The organism is uncultured Pelagimonas sp., assembly GCF_947498515.1.
Lineage (GTDB): Bacteria > Pseudomonadota > Alphaproteobacteria > Rhodobacterales > Rhodobacteraceae > Pelagimonas.
The window spans coordinates 557,091-574,355 of sequence record NZ_CANMKO010000001.1; the positions used below are offsets into that span (position 1 = coordinate 557,091).

Genomic DNA, 17,265 nt, shown 5'->3' on the forward strand with positions numbered 1-17,265 from the left:
CTGTTTACTCGGCGGCTTCGAGCCGTTTGGTTTGAGCCAAAAGCGCCGCGATTTCTGGGCGGCAGGAGCCACAGTTGGTTCCGGCCTGAAGCGCCGCGCCGATGGCGTCGACGCTCATCAAACCTTGGGTTTCAATCGCTGTTAGGATGGTGTTCACACCAACGTTGAAACAGGAACACAAGGTTGGGCCGGGGTTGGGCATATCGGCCGGGGCGCGACCGGTCAAAACATCGCCAGCCGCCTGTCCGGGGAGGGTTGCCGCATAGTCGCGCATCAAGGCGACCGGATCGGGGGCAACGAAAAGCGCGGCTTTTAGAATGCCGTCCTCATGAAGCGCTATGCGGGCAACGCCACGGTTTCGATCTTGGAGAATTTGCAGATCTGCCTTTGGCAGGTCAAACATCGCCCGCGCGGCCTTTTCCCAATCCTCGGGCGTTTCTGTTCCGGCCAATTCGACCCGGAACCCGGCCTGTGTTTTGGCCTTGGCCCAATAGTCGGCGGTTGGTGTCACGTCCTGTGCCGTCACTGCAAACCCGTACCACGCAGCTTTGAACCGTGTGGCCGACACCACGGCGGCCTTGCTTTCGGGTTGGCCCGAGACCGGGTCATATTCGCCGGCAACCGTATCACAGATACGTGCCGCTGGGGCGGTTTCACCGGTCCAATGGATGGGTGCAAAGAGCGTGCCGGTTTGCACTGCGTCGGTGATTTTTGCCCGCATCACGGCGCTGCCTTGTGGGCTACGGAGTTGCACCAGATCATTGGCCGCGATTTCGAGCTGCCGCGCGTCAGTGGGGTGAATTTCCACAAAAGGCTCGGCAAGATGGGCCGAGAGGCGTGGCGACAATGCGGTGCGTGTCATGGTGTGCCACTGGTCGCGCACCCGTCCGGTATTGAGCCGGAACGGGTAGCGCGCGCCGGTCCGCGCCACCGGTGGGCGATGCGCAACAGCCAGCATTTTGGCTTTGCCATCGCTATGAAAGAACTGTCCATCCGCAAAGAAGCGGCCACCGTTTTTGTGATCACTAATTGGCCAACGGGTGGGCGTTAAGGCGTCAAATGCCTCATTGCTGATCGATGCGAGACCGGAGATATCAAAGTCACGGCCCAACTCGCCCGCGATACCGGAAAGCGCCGCGTATTCACGAAACACATCGGCTTCGCTGTTATAGTCAAAGGCATCAGACCATCCCATACGACGGCCAACTTCGGCCAATTGCGCCCAATCGGGGCGGGTGTGGCCGGGGGCGGGCAAGGCAGCGCGTTGGCGCGAAATGGTGCGATCTGTGTTGGTCACCGTGCCGGATTTTTCGGCCCAGGCGGTGGCGGGGAGGACAACATCGGCCAATCGCGCCGTGTCGGTTAGACCGGTCACATCGGAAACCACGACAAAGTCACAGCCTTTAATTGCGGCGCGCACGGCGCTGGCGTCAGGCATGGAAACGGCGGGGTTGGTGTGGATAATCCACAGCGCCTTGATCCGACCGTCACCCACGGCGCGGAACATGTCGACGGCTTTCAACCCCGCCGTGTCCGGCATGCAAGGGGACTGCCAGAACCCTTGCACAGCGGCGCGGTGTTCCGCGCTTTCGATATCCAAATGGCAAGCCAGCATATTGGCCAAACCGCCAACTTCGCGCCCGCCCATAGCATTGGGTTGCCCAGTGACCGACAATGGCCCGCAACCCGGTTTGCCAATCCGCCCGGTGGCGAGGTGGCAATTCAAGATGGCATTGACCTTATCCGCACCTGCGCTGGATTGGTTCACGCCTTGGCTAAAGATCGTGACGGTCTTTTCGGTGCAAAGGAAGAGTTTGATGAACTCTTTGACCTTGATCGGATCAAGTCCGGTGACCGAAAGGTCGCTGTTGAACGCAGTGTTGAGCGCATCGTCAAAGCCATTCACATTGGCAAGAAATTCGGCGTCAAGCGCCCCTTGTTCGTAAAGCTGCGTCAGAAGGTAGTTGAACAGGGCGACGTCGCTTCCAGCATTCAGAGGCAGGTGCATATCGGCCCCGTCACAGGTGGCGGTACGGCGCGGGTCGATCACCACAATCTTGGTGCCGCGCTCGGCTTTGGCGGCGATCAGACGTTGGTACAACACCGGATGACACCACGCGAGGTTGGAACCAACCAGAACGACCAAATCGGCCTCTTCTATGTCTTCGTAGGTTTGTGGCACGGTGTCGGTGCCAAAGGCGCGCTTGTGCCCGGCCACGGTCGAGGCCATGCAAAGCCTTGAATTCGTGTCGACATTTGCGGTGCCCATATAGCCTTTGATCAGCTTGTTGGCGACGTAATAGTCTTCGGTCAGCAATTGGCCCGATAGGTAAAAGGCGACGCTGTCGGGCCCGTGGTCGCGGATACTGGCGGCGAATTTATCCGCCACCAACTGCAATGCATCATCCCAATCGCTCTCCTGCCCATTGACCTGTGGGGCCATGAGGCGCCCGCCAAGACCAACAGTTTCGCCCAAGGCCGATCCTTTGGAGCAGAGCCGACCATAGTTGGCCGGATGATCCGGATCGCCTTTGACGTCTAGCCCGGTGTCCGTATGGGTCAGTAAGACCCCGCAACCGGTGCCACAATAGGGGCAGGTGGAGCGAATGGGTTTGGTCATGCGGCGCTCCTGTTTCCGACGGCCGATCCATCAAGCAAGATGCGGCCCGCGTCGACTTTGACCGGGAAGGTGTCGACACGACCTTCGTCCGCGCCTTGGGCTTCTCCGGTGTTGAGGTCAAACACCCAGTTGTGCAGCGGGCAGGTGACCTTGTTGTCATGCACGATGCCCTCAGACAGGGGGCCGCCCTTGTGCGGGCAGCGGTCCGAAATGGCGCGCACTTCGGTGTCGTCAGTGCGGAATAACGCCACGCAGCCAACCGGGGTTTTCACCACGCGCGCGCCGCGCAGAGGGATGTCGTTGATGTCTCCAATATCGATCCAGCTCATTCTGCGGCCTCCAAAGTCAAATCTGCAAGGGGTTGATAAGTCTCGGCTTTGTCCTTGGCGTGTTCGGCCCAAGGATCGGCGCGATAGACACTTTGCGAAATCTCAAACCGTTCGGCCAAGGCTTTGCGGTTGTCGAGGTCATCGACGATCTGTTCCTTGACCCAATCGAGGCCCACCTTGTCGACCCATTTGAAAATCCGGTCGAGGTATTTGGCGTTCTCGCGATAGATTTGCGTCATCGCGCTGATCACCTCCATCGCCTCGTCTTCGGTGGCGACTTTGCACAGAACTTCGGTGCCCTTGATCTCCATCCCGGCCGCGCCGGCGACGTGGATTTCATAGCCCGAGTCGACACAGATCACGCCGATGTCTTTGCAGGTCGCTTCGGCGCAGTTGCGCGGGCAACCCGACACGGCAAGCTTGAGCTTGTGCGGTGTCCAAGACCCCCACAGGTGCTTTTCAAGCTTGATACCAAGCCCGGTGCTATCCTGTGTGCCAAAGCGGCAATGATCCGTGCCAACACAGGTTTTTACCGTGCGCAGCCCCTTGGAATAAGCATGGCCCGAGACCATCCCGGCCTGATTGAGGTCATACCAAATCGCAGGCAGGTCAGAGCCTTTAACGCCGAGCAAATCGATCCGCTGGCCGCCGGTGACTTTGACGGTTGGCACATCGTATTTGTCGGCCGCATCGGCAATGGCGCGTAGCTCATCCGGGGTGGTGATCCCGCCCCACATGCGTGGAACCACGCTATAGGTGCCGTCTTTTTGGATGTTGGCGTGTTTGCGTTCGTTAACGAAACGCGATTGCGGATCATCGGCATATTCCAGTGGCCAATCGGCCAGTAGGTAATAGTTGATCGCCGGACGACAGACGTGACAGCCATTGCGGGTTTTCCATCCCAATTCTTGCCAAACTGCGTCTTGCGATTTCAACTCTTGCACTTTGATCAAGCGGCGCACGTCTTCGTGCGAGAAATCGGTACATCCACACACGGTTTGGGCCGCGGGCATGACAAAATCGTCTCCCAATGTGACGGCCAAAACCTGTTCGACCAATCCGGTGCAGGTCCCACAAGAGGCGGACGCTTTGGTTGTGGCTTTGATTGCACCTAGGTCGGTTGCGCCGTCATTGATCGCCGCGACGATGTCGCCTTTGCATACGCCGTTGCACCCGCAGATTTCAGCATCATCCGGCAAGGCTGCAACGGCTGAGAGCGGGTCCGAGGGGGCCCCTCCCTGATAGGCGGGGCCAAAGATCAGCGTGTCGCGCATGTCGGAGACATCGGTGCCGTCCTTGAGCAAGCCATAGAACCAGCTGCCATCGGCGGTATCGCCATACATGACCGCGCCGATGATCTTGTTGTCCTGCAAAACCAAACGCTTATAGACGCCGCGCGCCGGGTCGCGGAACACGATATCCTCTCGGTCGTCCCCTTCGGCAAAGTCACCCGCGCTAAAGAGGTCACAGCCGGTGACCTTGAGCTTGGTCGAGACTTCGCGATTGACGAAAGCGGCCTCGTCACCCAGCAAAACCTTGGCCAGAACCTTGGCCTGATCAAAGATCGGGGCGACTAGGCCAAAGATATCGCCGTTGTGTTCGACACATTCACCGATGGCAAAGATGTTTTCGTCCGAGGTCAGCAATTGGTCATCTACATGGATGCCGCGCCCACAGGCCAGCCCGACCTCCTGCGCCAGACCGATATTAGGGCGGATGCCGACTGCCATGACGAGCTTGTCACAGGGCAGTTCAGTACCATCGTCAAGCATCAGCGCTTTTACCTTGCCATTCTCGCCGATGATCTCTTTTGAGTTGGCCGAGCATTTCACGGTGATGCCCTTGTCGACCAATGCCTTGCGCAGCAAATAGCCCGCCGGTTCATCCAACTGGCGCTCCATCAGGTGCCCCATCAGATGCACCACGGTCACGTCCACACCGCGCGCCGCCATGCCTGCTGCGGCTTCAAGCCCCAGCAAACCACCGCCAATCACCACTGCCTTTTGGCCAAGGGTCAGGGACATCATGTCATGGGTGTCTTCGAGATCGCGATAGGCAATCACGCCGTCCAGATCATGGCCCGGCATCGGGATGATGAATGGGTTCGATCCGGTGGCAAAGACCAGCTTGTCATAGGCCACTTCAGAGCCGTCATCGCCGCGCACGATCTTGGCGGCGCGGTCAACCTCGGTGACTTTGACGCCAAATTTGGTGTCGACGCCTTTTTCTTCGTACCAATCGGCGTCATGGGTGACGATATCGTCATAGGTCTTTTCACCGGACAAAACCGGTGAAAGCATAATGCGGTTATAGGTCCCGCGCGGTTCGGCGTTGAACAGGGTGACATCCCAATCGGCGCTTTCCCCATCTTTCTGGGCGTCGGTCAGGTGGTCCAACACACGGCCAGCGGCCATGCCTGCTCCAATGATAACAAGGCGTTGGGTCATTGCGCGCCCTCCTTAAGTTGGGGGCGCGTCTGGGCGACCCGTGATGTTAGCTTGCTAGTGAGTAGGCATGCCCAACCATCAGATCGCAGATGCTTTGCAAGGCGAGATCCCAGGCTTGCACTTCCGGTTCCGACAATCCGAAGGGGGTCATCTGAACGATCGTGTCGAATAGAGCGACGCGCACCACTTCGTAGTGCTCGGGAGTGGCCCCGTAGCCCACATGGCGTTCGGCCATTTCGAGAATGGGTTGCAAAATCACCGCCAGATTGGGCAAGTTTTGCACCACCAATTCCAATGTCTCCTCCAGCTTGCGCGACTGGTCGCAAATGTGATCGGGAAAGAAGGCCCGAACTGCCGGCGCACGTTCGAAGAGGATGAAGTAAAACTCGTCTGCAAAGTCGTTGTGTGCCGCTTTGAGACGGTTGAAACTGCGGGTGACATGCCAGATTTGTTCTTGAGTAAACTCGCTCATTGTCTTTTCCTTCTGTTAGGAATTCGACAATATTTATTAAAAGTTTACTGAACCCAAAGGTGGTTTGGTTAACGGTCATCCCCTCACTCCGCTGCAATTGTGGTTGCAGGTTTCGCCTTTGGTTTGGGCTTGGCCCCGTGTTCGTATTCTTCAAGGAAATCGAGCACTTCCTGGCGGTAAGTGTAGTAGTCTGGATGTTCCAAAAGCGCCTTGCGGGTGCGCGGGCGCGGCAGGTCGACATTGGTGATTTTACCGATTGTCGCCTGTGGGCCGTTGGTCATCATCACCACACGATCCGCCAAAAGGATGGCCTCATCCACGTCATGGGTGACGCAGATTGCGGTGACTTTGGTGCGCGACCAGACTTCCATCAGAACCTCTTGCAATTCCCAGCGCGTGAGGCTGTCGAGCATGCCGAAAGGTTCATCAAGCAAGAGCAATTTCGGTGATAGGGCAAAGGCGCGGGCGATGCCGACCCGTTGCTTCATACCGTTGGACATGGAATTGGCCGGACGATCCATCGCATCGGCCAAACCAACCCGTTCAAGGTAGTATTCCACCACGTCTTGACGTTCTGCTTGGCTAGCCTTGGGATAGACCTTGTCAACGCCAATGGCACAGTTTTCGCGCGCGCTTAGCCACGGGAAGAGGTTGGGCGATTGAAAGACAACGGCGCGTTCGGGGTCCGCCCCTTCGACGTGACGACCGTCAAGTTTGATCGCGCCCTTGGAGATGTCATTGAGGCCGGCAGCCATGGTCAAAACCGTGGATTTCCCGCAACCAGAGTGGCCAATCAGGGAGATGAATTCACCGCGATTGATCTTGAGATTGAAATCCTCGACCACGGTCAAGGGGCCCTTGGGGGTGGGATAGATTTTGTGGAGCTGCGAGAAATCGAGAAAGCGTTCGTCGATCAAACCCTTTTGCGCTTCGACCACCGCCGAAGGCACGCCGTGGATTGGGGTGACATCGGGGAGCGTCTTGGTGCCCTCAACCTTGCCCTTGATCCCGACATCCATCAGGTAGTTGGTGACCTTGGCGCGCAGAGCTTTGAAACCCTCATCGTTGTTCATCTCGGTTCGATCGCGCGGACGCGGGATGTCGACCTTGAACTCATCCCCTAAGGTGCCGTCGGGGTTCAGAGCGATGATGCGATCGCCGACCAAAATGGCTTCGTCCACATCATTGGTGATCAAAACACAGGTCTTTTTGCTTTCGTCCCAGATTTTGACGATCTCATCGGCGAGATTGGCGCGGGTTAGGGCGTCAAGCGCCGACAGCGGTTCGTCAAGCAACAGCATTTCAGGGTCCATCGCCAAAGCGCGGGCGACGTTCACCCGTTGGCGCATACCGCCCGACAATTCGGCGGGGCGGCGGCTTGCCGCGTGGGACAAGCCAACCATCTTGATGTAATGGGCGACCTTTTCATCCTTTTCCGCGGTTGGCATCTTTGGAAAGACCGAGTCCAGCGCGAGGCGAATGTTACCGGCCACGGTGAGCCACGGCATCAAAGAGTAGCTTTGAAAGATCACGCCGCGCTCTGGGCTTGGCTCTTTGATGGGCTTGCCTTTGAAGGTGACGTCGCCGGTGCTTGGTTGTTCCAACCCGGCCATTAGATTGACCAAAGTGGTTTTGCCGGTGCCCGAAAACCCGAGGATGACAAGGAATTCGCCGTCTTGGATGTCGAGATTGATGTCGTTGAGTACTTTGGTGAAATGCGTGCCTTCACCAAAGCCTTTGTTGACGTGTTCGAACTTGAGAATGCTCTCTTGCGTGGTCATGGGGATCACCGGTTGTTCGAGAAGGTAAAGAGCGATTGCAGGGCGAACATCACACGATCAAGCAGGAAGCCGATGATGCCGATGGTCAAAACCGCAACAATGATCTTGGCGAGGGATTGCGAGGAGCCATTCTGGAACTCATCCCAGACGAATTTGCCAAGGCCGGGGTTTTGAGCCAGCATTTCCGCGGCAATCAGAACCATCCAACCCACACCCAAGGACAGACGCAGTCCGGTGAAGATCAGCGGCAGAGCTGAGGGGAGAACCAGCTTGGTGATCTTGGTCCAAGTGTTCATTTTCAGAACTTTGGAAACCGAGACGAGGTCTTTGTCGATGCTTGCAACGCCAAGGGCGGTGTTGATCAGTGTTGGCCAGAGCGAGCAGAGCGTCACGGTGATCGCCGAGACGAGGAAGGATTTGGAGAACAACCCGTCGTTGGTGGCATACATGGCCGAGACGACCATGGTCACGATGGGGAGCCATGCGAGGGGCGAGACCGGCTTGAAGATTTGTACAAGCGGGTTGATCGCGGCGTTGGCGCTTGGCGACAGACCGGCAAGAATGCCCAGTGGAATTGCGATGGCCGAAGCGATCAGGAAACCAAAGAAGACGGTTTTGATCGAAGTCCAGATCTGTTCGTAATAGCTTGGCGATCCGGTATAGGGGATGTCTTTGACTTTTTCAGGTTTGCCTTGGGCGATGAAGCGTTCGTTGCGGGTTGCGACGCGCTCTTCGTGTTTGGCTTTCTTTTCGGCCTTGGCAATGGCGTCCTGATGCAGGTTGACGGTTTCGGTCCAGACGGCGGCGGGGCCGGGGATGGCACCGAGGGAGGTTTGAACTTGGGGCGCAAGAGTGGCCCAGAGCAGCAGGAACCCGGTGATCGCCAGCAAAGGCACGCCGAGAAGACGCCAGATTTCTTTGTATTGCGCGCGCGGGTTGTCACCGGCGGCGGCTTTGAGGATCGGCGTGATCCAGGCCAGTCCAAGGACCTGAAACCATTTGTCGGCGGCATTGATGCGGGTGAAAAGACGGGCGCGGCGGGCTTCGCGCTCGGCGTCGATGTTGAGGCTGTCTGGGTCGATGGCAGTCATCAGGAATGTCCTTGGGTGGATTGGGGTGGACGGGGGTGACGCTTGTGCGATGCACGTCGCCCCACCCGCCGTCCCATTTGGCGTTTGGGTGAAACGCGGCTGCTTAGCCTTCGATGTCGGATCCGACGACGCGTTGATCCGCTTTTAGGCCAATCGGCAAGCTGTCGAGATAAGCGTTCGGGGCTTTGCCGTCATAGGCGATGCCGTCGATGATATCCTCGGATGGGGTCGGGGCTTTGTAGCCATCGCTGTCCCATGGGAAGTCCGCTTCGCTTACGAGACCTTCTTCGACCAGAAGCTTGGCAGCCTCCAGATAGATTTCAGGCTTGTAAACCGACTTGGCCACTTCGTCGTACCAGCTATCGGATTTCGCCTCAGGGATCTGACCCCAACGACGCATCTGTGTCAGGTACCAGATGGCATCCGAATAGAACGGGTAGGTTGCGTTGTAGCGGAAGAACACATTGAAATCAGGCACTTCACGCTTGTCGCCTTTTTCGTACTCAAACGTGCCGGTCATCGACGCGGCGATCACTTCGGGATCGGCACCCACATAATCCGGGCGGCTCAGAATCTCGACAGCGGCTTCGCGGTTGGCGTTATCGTTTTCATCCAACCACTGGGCGGCGCGGATCAGAGCCTTGACCACGGCCAATGTGGTGTTTGGGTTCTCTTCGGCGAATTCAGCAGTGATGCCGAACACTTTTTCCGGGTTGTTCTTCCACAGTTCATAATCGGTGATGACCGGAACGCCGATGCCTTTGAATACGGCCTGTTGGTTCCAAGGCTCACCCACGCAATAGCCGTCGATGGTGCCAGCTTCGAGGGTCGCGGGCATCTGGGGCGGAGGGGTTACAGAGAGGAATGCCTCGGCGTTGATCTGGCCGGTGACATTTTCGGGGCTGTAGTAACCGGGGTTAATGCCACCCGCGGCCAACCAGTAGCGCAATTCGTAGTTATGGGTGGACACCGGGAAAACCATGCCCATGTTAAAGGGCTTGCCCTTAGCCTGATAGCTTTCGATCACTGGCTTGAGGTGGCTTGCCGAAATCGGATGCTGAATTTTGCCATCGGCGTCGGTGGGCAGATCAGGTTTGATCATTTCCCAAACGTCGTTCGACAGCGTGATGCCATTGCCGTTCAGGTCCATCGAGAAAGGCGTAATAATGTGGGCCTCGGTGCCATACCCGATGGTCGCTGCCAAAGGTTGACCGGCCAGCATATGCGCGCCGTCCAGTGTTCCGTCGATCACACCATCCAAAAGCACTTTCCAGTTGGCTTGCGCTTCGAGGGTGACGAACAGGCCTTCGTCGTCAAAAAATCCTTGCTCATAAGCGACGGCCAGTGGGGCCATGTCGGTTAGTTTGATGAAGCCAAAAGTCAGCTCATCCTTCTCCAACTCGAGCATCTCAGCAAAAGCGGGGGTGGTGAGGGCAGTTGTGGCTGCCAGTGCGCAGAACAGCTTTTTCATCTGGGTCAGGTCCTTTGTTAGGTTGGTTTCGGGGAGGGCCGAAACAAAGAAAGCCGCAGACAAGTGCCAAGGGAGGATGGCATCCTGTCGAGCGGCTTTGCTCTTGTTCTCCAGGGGCCATCGGTGCCTCTGGTGAATTCTGATTAGACAGCGTCGTTGCTATCTTGATTCATTTATGGGCTTCATCTTGCTGCGCTTGCAAAGGAGTTCGTTAAAAATGCCGCATTGCAGCGTGCGGGTCAGCTAAGTTGCCTATTTTTTAATCTCGTCGTTTCTGATGGGTCAAAAATTGAGCCGTCAAAGAAGCGATCTGGGGGCAGGGTCAGGCTACCTGATTCCGATGCAACCGAAGTCCAAGCCGCATTTGCGCCTTCGAGCTTGGAAGAGGCACCGGGTAAATCCGGGGTGATTCCACGCAAAGCCGCGCGGTAGATATCTGATCTAAACACTGTGCCTGCGGCTTTAGTGGCGTGGGTTTGGTCAAGACCAACACGAAGGGCAAGTTGCATCGCGATCCACTGGGCCTGGCTGCGCCAAGGGAAGTTCGCAGCTCCGGTGTGAAAGTCTAAAAACTCGTCCGCATGTCTCTGGACCCCATTGGGGGTGACGGTGAACGTTCCGGACAAGGCGCGGTCGATAATCTCGGTTGGACGATCCAAATAGGCTTTGCGCGCCAAAAGCTCGGCGGTCAAAAGCCGTGATCCCGGATCGGCCAACCATTGGCAGGCGCGCCAGATCGCTCGGATAAGACGCTGGGCGAGGTCGGTTTCGGTGTCGGCCCAATTGCGCCGCACCGCCAGAACCTTTTCCGGCGCGCGTTGCCAGATCGCCGAGCCGGGGAGTAAGAGCGAGCCTTGGCTTTGATCAACCGAAATCGACCCCCATGGCTCTCCGACGCAAAAGGCATCGACCTCTTTGGCGGCAAGCGCATCTGCCATCAGGGCCGGGGGCACGGTTTTGATTTCGACATGGTCCGGCGCGGGTAACCCGAGCGCATTGAGCCAATAGAACAACAGCTGGGCATGCATCGAAAACGGAAAGGGCACCCCGATTTTGAGCGGTGTGGTGCGCCCGGCGGTGAGGGCGTGCCCGGCCTTTGTCGCGTCGGTGAAATCAAAATCATGCCCCTGATCGACGAGATGGTCGGCCAGATCTTTGCCAACCCCAATGACATTGCCATTGATCGATGTGACCATGATCGCATCTAGTGCCATGCCGGCATTGCCAAGTCCAAGCGCGGCGGCGACCGGCACGGGCGCAAGCATATGGGCGGCGTCGACCTGACCAAAGCTCAGCATATCACGCAGGCTTGACCAAGACGGCGCGCGTTTGAGATCAAGCGTCAGCCCCTCCTGAGAGGCAAAGCCCATTTCCTGCGCCACGATAAGCGGCGCGGCGTCGACAAGCGGGATGAACCCGAGCGAAAGCGTGGTGTTTCTCATGACAACAACCCCGCTGCGGTCACAAGCGCCTCGGCGACATCGGCCATGCGCCTGTTTTGATCCATGGCGGTTTTGCGGAGTAAGGCATAGGCCTCGTCTTCGGTGACGCCACGGGCTTTCATGATCATGCCCTTGGCGCGGTCGATGACTTTGCGTTCCTCTAAGGCGCGTTTTGTTTCGGCCAATTCCGCCCGCATCCTTTGAAAAAGGCGAAAGCGGGCGATGGCCGCTTCGAGCACCGGGGTAACGCGTTCGGGTTGCATGCCGCCAACCACATAGGCCGAGACCCCGGCCTCGATTGCGGCGGCGGATAGGCCCTCTTGGCTTTGGTCAACAAACATCGCAACGGCGCGGTCTTGGGGCCCGGAGGCCAGTGCCAGCTCTTCCAACATGTCGCGCGATGGGTTTTCGATGTCGATCAGAACCACGTCTGGATTGTGTTGGTGGATTTGCCGGGCAAGGCCGGTGGTTTCCGAAATAACACGAATATCATGATCGCCGGCGGCGCGCAGGCTGTCGATGATTTGTAAGGCGCGGTCACGGTCGGCTTCGACCACTACGATTGAGAGCGTATTTGGCATGAGGGATGAACACCGCGCCGGTGTTCGGATGTAAAGCTGCGTTGCGGCATTTTTAAGCGCCTTGTCGTTAATTGCTCAATTTTACAGCAAGTGGGTATTTTTTACGCATTTTCGGTTTAGCGCAAACTCGCGCATTTTCGAACATTATGCTTTCCCATTTTTGCCATTTGTGGCATTTGTTATTCGTCAGCCAAAGGAGACCGCCATGCAGGCCAGCGATAAACAGATTGCAGATATTTTTGTTATTGGCGGCGGCATCAATGGTGTCGGTATCGCGCGGGATGCGGTTGGGCGCGGGATGACCGTTAAACTGGCGGAAATGAACGACTTGGCCTCGGCGACGTCGTCTGCCTCGACGAAACTGTTTCATGGTGGCTTGCGCTATCTGGAGTTTTTCAAGGTCCGGCTGGTTCGCGAGGCCCTTATCGAGCGCGAAGAGCTTTTGCGCGCCATGCCGCATATCAGCTGGCCGATGCGGTTTGTGCTCCCGTACCACAAGGACATGCGGTTTGAATCCGACACGCCGACGTCGCGGCTTTTGACGCTTTTTATGCCGTGGATGAAGGGGCGGCGCCCGGCGTGGCTAATCCGGATGGGTCTATTCATGTATGATCATCTAGGTGGGCGCAAAATCCTACCGGGCACCAAAACCTTGTCGCTGCCTTGCACAGACGAAGGGCACCCCATCGATGACCGCTTTGAAATGGCCTATGAATACTCTGATTGCTGGGTCCAAGATGCGCGTTTGGTTGTTCTCAACGCCCGTGACGCCGAGGCACGTGGTGCCCAAATTATGGTCCAAACCAAAGTAACATCGGCACGCCGCGACGATGGCATTTGGGTGATTGAAACCACAGACCAACACAGCGGTGAAACACGTGAACATCGCGCCAAGGTTTTGGTAAACGCCGGTGGCCCGTGGGTTGGTCAGGTCTTGCAAGAAACGCTTCGCCTCAATTCGCGCGAAGGGGTTCGCCTTGTGCGCGGAAGCCATATTGTCACCCGCAAGCTTTATGATCACGACAAATGCTACTTCTTCCAAGGCACCGATGGGCGCATCATTTTCGCGATCCCCTATGAGCAGGATTTCACCCTCATTGGCACCACGGATTCCGAACATGAAAACCTTGAGGATCGTCCGACCTGTACCGACGAAGAGCGCGATTACCTGATTAATTTCGCCAATAGCTACTTCAAAAACGATCTGAGCGCCGAGGATGTGGTGTGGACCTATTCCGGCGTGCGCCCGCTTTATGATGACGGCGCGAGCAGCGCGACAGCGGCGACGCGGGACTATGTTCTAAAGGTCGATGACACCGGCGGTGCCCCGGTTTTGCACGTCTTTGGCGGCAAGATCACCACCTATCGGCGGCTGGCTGAGAACGCGATTGCCAAGCTTGTCCCGTATTTCGACGGCATGGAAAGCGACTGGACCGCCGGTGTGCCGCTTCCCGGCGGAAACTTCCCGGTTGAAGAGGTTGAGGCGCGTATCGCCAAGCTGACGCAGGACTATCCGTTCTTGTCTTTCAAAGAGGCACAGCGCCTATTCCGCGCTTACGGCACCGAGGTCCGCGACATCCTAGGCCAAGCCCGCAAACCCGATGATTTGGGGCGTGATTTCGGCGCGGGCCTGCGCGAGGCAGAAGTCATTTGGCTGATGGATCGAGAATACGCCACGCGGGCCGAGGACGTTGTTTGGCGGCGCGGCAAGCTTGGGCTGCATCTTGATCAATCCCAGATCGAGGCTCTTGAGGGGTGGATGCAAGCCCGGCGGTCGTCCAAAGCCGCCTAAACAGCGGCTTGACCATTTGACACAGTTGATTGGCGGGTTGGTGTGCTTACCTATTGAAAAAGAGGTATCAAATGCGCCCATCCCGCCAAACTGCCTATTCCTATCGAAACGACGCACAAGTCCCGGCCTATGACGACGGCTATGTGCTTTTGGTGATGGATGGCGATTGCGCATTGTGCTCGGCGTCGGCCCGGCGGGTTGCGCAGTGGGATAGGGATGACCGGGTTAGGATTACCACGGCCCAATCACCGCTTGGTGCGGGGCTAATGCGCCACTACGGGATTGATCCCGATGACCCGCAAAGCTGGCTCTTGGTGATGAACGGTCACGGTTATGGCTCGCTTGATGGGATATTGCGGGTTCTGCCGGTTTTGCATCCCGCCTTTAAGGTTTTTTCAGTCTGTCGGTTGCTACCCTTGCGGCTTCAGGATTGGCTTTATGCGCGTGTCGCCCTCAACCGCTATGCGTGGTTTGGCCGGGGCGATCTCTGTGCATTGCCCGATCCAGAATTGCGGAGGCGGGTGTTGAGCGAATGACAGTCTATAGCAAATGGCTTGGTGATCAGTTTGATGACTTGCCCGACGCCTGTCAGGACCTTCACGCAGGGTATGGGCGTTTTGCCGGTCGCATCACGGTGAGCTACGCGCCGTTACCTTTTGTTGCGAAACTGGGGCGTTTGTTTGGGTTTGCCCCGGCTGCGGATGATGTCGCGCTTGTCTTTGAGGCGCGCCAAGAGGCGGGGCGCGATTACTGGCGGCGAATGGTTGGCGACACGCCGATGGAGTCCGAGCTTTGGGTCACGACCGATGGATTGTTAGCCGAAAAGCTTGGGCCGGTCACGGTGACCATGCGCCCAATCCTTCAGGGGCGGCAACTCATCCTACGTGTGGCCGATTTTCATTTCGGCCGTTTGGCGATCCCCAGTTGGCTTCAACCCGAGATTGAGGCGACCGAATTTGCCGAAGCAGGCCGGTACCGTTTCGAAGTCACGATCTGCCTGCCGATATTTGGCACGCAGATCGTTCATTATTCCGGCTGGCTCGACACGTTTGAGGCCCTGCCGGATACCATTCCAGATCGGGAAACGGCCTAATCAACCGTTCAAACTTGCCAAGCAAAGCTTGTCTGTGACCAAGCGTTCCAACAAGGCTGCGGGTTGCCAGAGATAGCTGTCTTCTTTCGCAAATGAGCGGATGTCTGACAGAATTTTGTCTAACCCAACCGTTTCGGCATAGTGCATAGGGCCGCCGCGCCAGCGCGGGAAGCCATAGCCGTTTAGCATCGTTACATCGATATCCAATGGGCGCAGGGCGATACCTTCGTCAAGAATTTTGAACGCTTCGTTGACCATCGCAGCCATGTATCGATCGATGATGTCTTGCTCGTCCAATGCGCGTGCTGTGATCCCTTTTGCAAGGCGCTCTTGCTCAAGGATTGCAGTCAGATCGGGGTTGGGAACCGGGGTGCCATCGGAATAGTCGTAATAGCCGCGGCCAGTTTTGCGGCCGAAATGGCCTGCTTCGCAAAGGGTATCGGCAAATTGGGCATAGGTTTCGCGCGGGTCCCGCGTGGCGGCATGGCGTTTGCGATTGGCCCAGGCAATATCAAGCCCCGAAAGGTCACCCACCGCAAAGGGGCCCATAGCAAGCCCAAAGCCAACAAGCGCTCGATCTACGTCATAGGGGCTGGCCCCGGCCAAAACCGCCCCCTCAAGCGCTTTGCGGTAATGGCTCAGAATGCGGTTGCCAATAAACCCGTCACAGACCCCGGCGCGAACAGCGATTTTGCCGAGCCGTTTAGCAAGCGCAAAGCCTGTGGCGGTCACGTCTGGGTCGGTTTTGTCTGCCACAACAACTTCGAGCAGGCGCATCACATGTGCCGGGCTAAAGAAGTGCAAGCCGATCACGTCATTAGGGCGAGAGGTCAGGTTGGCGATGTCGTTGATGTCGAGGTACGAGGTGTTGGTGGCCAAAATAGCACCGGGTTTGCACACCGAATCCAGCCGCGAAAACACGTCCTGTTTGACATCCATGCTTTCAAAAACCGCTTCGATCACCAAATCGGCGCTGGCCAACGCGGCGTAGTCCGAACCGGCATCAAAAGCGTCGCGCATCATCGCGTCGCGTTTCTCTGCGCTAAGCTTGCCGCGTTTGACCGCACCGTCCAAAATACCACGCACCGTGTCATGCCCTTTGGCGGCCGCAGCCTTGTCCCGCTCAATCATCGTGACATTTAACCCGGCCATCACGGCACTGGCGGCGATGCCAGCCCCCATCGTGCCGCCGCCGATCACGCCGATGTCTGCGACGCAACGGGGGGTGACATTCGCCAGTTCAGGCAGCTTGCCGACTTTGCGTTCGGCAAAAAACGCATGGATCATGGCGGCGCGTTGGTCTCCGCCCATCAGCTCAAGAAATAACCGGCGTTCGTTCTTCAACCCATCGTCAAAGGACTTGGTCAGGCTCGCTTCAACGGCGTCGATGGCCTTTTGCGGAGCAATTTGACCGCGCGCGGATTTGTGTAGCTTGGCACGCGTGTCCGCAAAGATGCTCTCAGTTCCGGGGTCAGGGCCAAGGTTGCGCGTCGGGCGTAGCGGCATCCGTTGTTCTAAGACATCTCGGGCAAAGGCCAATCCGGCCTCGCGCATCGGGCCTTCGGGGGTGATCCGGTCAATCAACCCGTTTTCAAAGGCATCTTGTGCGGTGATTGGTTTGCCGGAGGTGATCATGCCCAGTGCTTTTTGGGCCGAAACCAAACGTGGCAAGCGCTGGGTGCCACCAGCGCCGGGTAACAGGCCAAGCGAAACCTCGGGCAGCCCAAATTTGGCACTAGGCGGCGCAACGCGATAATGCCCCCCAAGAGCGACCTCAAGACCACCGCCAAGCGCGGTGCCATGGCAGGCCACCACAACCGGTTTTGGTGAGGCTTCGATCTCGTTGATCAGATCAGGCAGGTGCGGCACTTTGGGCGGTTGGCCAAATTCGCGAATATCCGCCCCGGCAATAAAGCTTCGCCCTTCACCGTAGATAACAATGGCTTGGATCTCATCATCTTCAATGGCCTGACGCAGGCAGTTTTGGAGCCCGCTTCGAACCGCGTGAGACAGGGCATTCACTGGGGGATTGTCGATGGCAATCAGCGCGACATGATCCTGCTGGGCAAGTGATACCGGCTGTGGCATGTCATATCCTCCTGACAATATACCTGACTAATTGGTCGGTTATACTTTTAGGGAACTC

The 17,265-nt window shown here is 57.4% G+C and carries 13 protein-coding genes; 3 read left to right on the forward strand and 10 right to left on the reverse strand.

Translation table 11 applies throughout. The annotated features are described in order from the left end of the window. Nucleotides 1-4: 4 nt before the first annotated feature. The 9 genes from Q1A43_RS02880 to Q1A43_RS02920 all read right to left on the reverse strand — a co-directional run bounded on the left by Q1A43_RS02880 (nucleotide 5) and on the right by Q1A43_RS02920 (nucleotide 12,234). Nucleotides 5-2,620 carry a nitrate reductase gene (locus tag Q1A43_RS02880; protein ID WP_299932326.1) on the reverse strand — a complete coding sequence of 872 codons (2,616 nt, stop codon included), beginning with the start codon at nucleotides 2,618-2,620 and terminating at the stop codon, nucleotides 5-7. Further along, nucleotides 2,617-2,949 (reverse strand): nitrite reductase small subunit NirD, encoded by a 333-nt coding sequence (nirD, locus tag Q1A43_RS02885; protein ID WP_299920689.1) that lies wholly within the window; start codon nucleotides 2,947-2,949, stop codon nucleotides 2,617-2,619. Before nirD ends, Q1A43_RS02880 begins: the two co-directional genes overlap by 4 nt. Further along, complete coding sequence (nirB, locus tag Q1A43_RS02890; RefSeq protein ID WP_299932329.1) at nucleotides 2,946-5,396, reverse strand: nitrite reductase large subunit NirB; 2,451 nt, start codon at nucleotides 5,394-5,396, stop codon at nucleotides 2,946-2,948. Before nirB ends, nirD begins: the two co-directional genes overlap by 4 nt. Before the next feature lie 46 nt (nucleotides 5,397-5,442). Continuing rightward, nucleotides 5,443-5,868 carry a globin domain-containing protein gene (locus tag Q1A43_RS02895; protein WP_299920683.1) on the reverse strand — a complete coding sequence of 142 codons (426 nt, stop codon included), beginning with the start codon at nucleotides 5,866-5,868 and terminating at the stop codon, nucleotides 5,443-5,445. A gap of 83 nt (nucleotides 5,869-5,951) precedes the next feature. Then, the gene (locus Q1A43_RS02900) at nucleotides 5,952-7,649 is read right to left on the reverse strand and encodes an ABC transporter ATP-binding protein (protein WP_299920681.1); all 1,698 of its coding nucleotides are present in this window, start codon (nucleotides 7,647-7,649) and stop codon (nucleotides 5,952-5,954) included. Between the two features lie 5 nt (nucleotides 7,650-7,654). Then, complete coding sequence (locus Q1A43_RS02905; protein ID WP_299920678.1) at nucleotides 7,655-8,740, reverse strand: ABC transporter permease; 1,086 nt, start codon at nucleotides 8,738-8,740, stop codon at nucleotides 7,655-7,657. A gap of 103 nt (nucleotides 8,741-8,843) precedes the next feature. Further along, nucleotides 8,844-10,211, reverse strand: a complete 1,368-nt coding sequence (locus tag Q1A43_RS02910; RefSeq protein ID WP_299920675.1) for a CmpA/NrtA family ABC transporter substrate-binding protein — start codon at nucleotides 10,209-10,211, stop codon at nucleotides 8,844-8,846. Nucleotides 10,212-10,450: 239 nt separating this feature from the next. Next, entirely contained in the window at nucleotides 10,451-11,653 is a 1,203-nt protein-coding gene (locus Q1A43_RS02915) for a CmpA/NrtA family ABC transporter substrate-binding protein (protein ID WP_299932332.1), read from the reverse strand. Next, nucleotides 11,650-12,234, reverse strand: a complete 585-nt coding sequence (locus Q1A43_RS02920) for an ANTAR domain-containing protein (protein WP_299920670.1) — start codon at nucleotides 12,232-12,234, stop codon at nucleotides 11,650-11,652. Before Q1A43_RS02920 ends, Q1A43_RS02915 begins: the two co-directional genes overlap by 4 nt. A gap of 205 nt (nucleotides 12,235-12,439) precedes the next feature. Between Q1A43_RS02920 and glpD the strand changes: the two genes are divergently transcribed. From glpD to Q1A43_RS02935, 3 genes are all read left to right on the forward strand, one after another. Beyond that, the gene (glpD, locus tag Q1A43_RS02925) at nucleotides 12,440-14,026 is read left to right on the forward strand and encodes a glycerol-3-phosphate dehydrogenase (protein WP_299932334.1); all 1,587 of its coding nucleotides are present in this window, start codon (nucleotides 12,440-12,442) and stop codon (nucleotides 14,024-14,026) included. A 71-nt stretch (nucleotides 14,027-14,097) separates the two neighbouring features. Further along, nucleotides 14,098-14,562 carry a thiol-disulfide oxidoreductase DCC family protein gene (locus tag Q1A43_RS02930; protein ID WP_299932336.1) on the forward strand — a complete coding sequence of 155 codons (465 nt, stop codon included), beginning with the start codon at nucleotides 14,098-14,100 and terminating at the stop codon, nucleotides 14,560-14,562. After that, entirely contained in the window at nucleotides 14,559-15,119 is a 561-nt protein-coding gene (locus Q1A43_RS02935; protein ID WP_299932338.1) for a DUF4166 domain-containing protein, read from the forward strand. The genes Q1A43_RS02930 and Q1A43_RS02935 overlap by 4 nt, the downstream gene beginning before the upstream one ends. Here the strand turns inward: Q1A43_RS02935 and Q1A43_RS02940 are convergent, their stop codons facing one another. Beyond that, nucleotides 15,120-17,207, reverse strand: a complete 2,088-nt coding sequence (locus Q1A43_RS02940) for a 3-hydroxyacyl-CoA dehydrogenase NAD-binding domain-containing protein (RefSeq protein ID WP_299932340.1) — start codon at nucleotides 17,205-17,207, stop codon at nucleotides 15,120-15,122. Nucleotides 17,208-17,265 lie beyond the last annotated feature (58 nt).

Excerpts from the sequence above, each read along its gene's own strand:
- Q1A43_RS02895 (WP_299920683.1), bottom strand. The coding sequence starts at position 5,868 with ATGAGCGAGTTTACTCAAGAACAAATCTGGCATGTCACCCGCAGTTTC.
- Q1A43_RS02935 (WP_299932338.1), top strand. The coding sequence starts at position 14,559 with ATGACAGTCTATAGCAAATGGCTTGGTGATCAGTTTGATGACTTGCCC.
- glpD (WP_299932334.1), top strand. The coding sequence starts at position 12,440 with ATGCAGGCCAGCGATAAACAGATTGCAGATATTTTTGTTATTGGCGGC.
- nirD (WP_299920689.1), bottom strand. The coding sequence starts at position 2,949 with ATGAGCTGGATCGATATTGGAGACATCAACGACATCCCTCTGCGCGGC.
- Q1A43_RS02920 (WP_299920670.1), bottom strand. The coding sequence starts at position 12,234 with ATGCCAAATACGCTCTCAATCGTAGTGGTCGAAGCCGACCGTGACCGC.
- Q1A43_RS02900 (WP_299920681.1), bottom strand. The coding sequence starts at position 7,649 with ATGACCACGCAAGAGAGCATTCTCAAGTTCGAACACGTCAACAAAGGC.
- nirB (WP_299932329.1), bottom strand. The coding sequence starts at position 5,396 with ATGACCCAACGCCTTGTTATCATTGGAGCAGGCATGGCCGCTGGCCGT.
- Q1A43_RS02915 (WP_299932332.1), bottom strand. The coding sequence starts at position 11,653 with ATGAGAAACACCACGCTTTCGCTCGGGTTCATCCCGCTTGTCGACGCC.
- Q1A43_RS02880 (WP_299932326.1), bottom strand. The coding sequence starts at position 2,620 with ATGACCAAACCCATTCGCTCCACCTGCCCCTATTGTGGCACCGGTTGC.
- Q1A43_RS02910 (WP_299920675.1), bottom strand. The coding sequence starts at position 10,211 with ATGAAAAAGCTGTTCTGCGCACTGGCAGCCACAACTGCCCTCACCACC.
- Q1A43_RS02940 (WP_299932340.1), bottom strand. The coding sequence starts at position 17,207 with ATGCCACAGCCGGTATCACTTGCCCAGCAGGATCATGTCGCGCTGATT.
- Q1A43_RS02905 (WP_299920678.1), bottom strand. The coding sequence starts at position 8,740 with ATGACTGCCATCGACCCAGACAGCCTCAACATCGACGCCGAGCGCGAA.
- Q1A43_RS02930 (WP_299932336.1), top strand. The coding sequence starts at position 14,098 with ATGCGCCCATCCCGCCAAACTGCCTATTCCTATCGAAACGACGCACAA.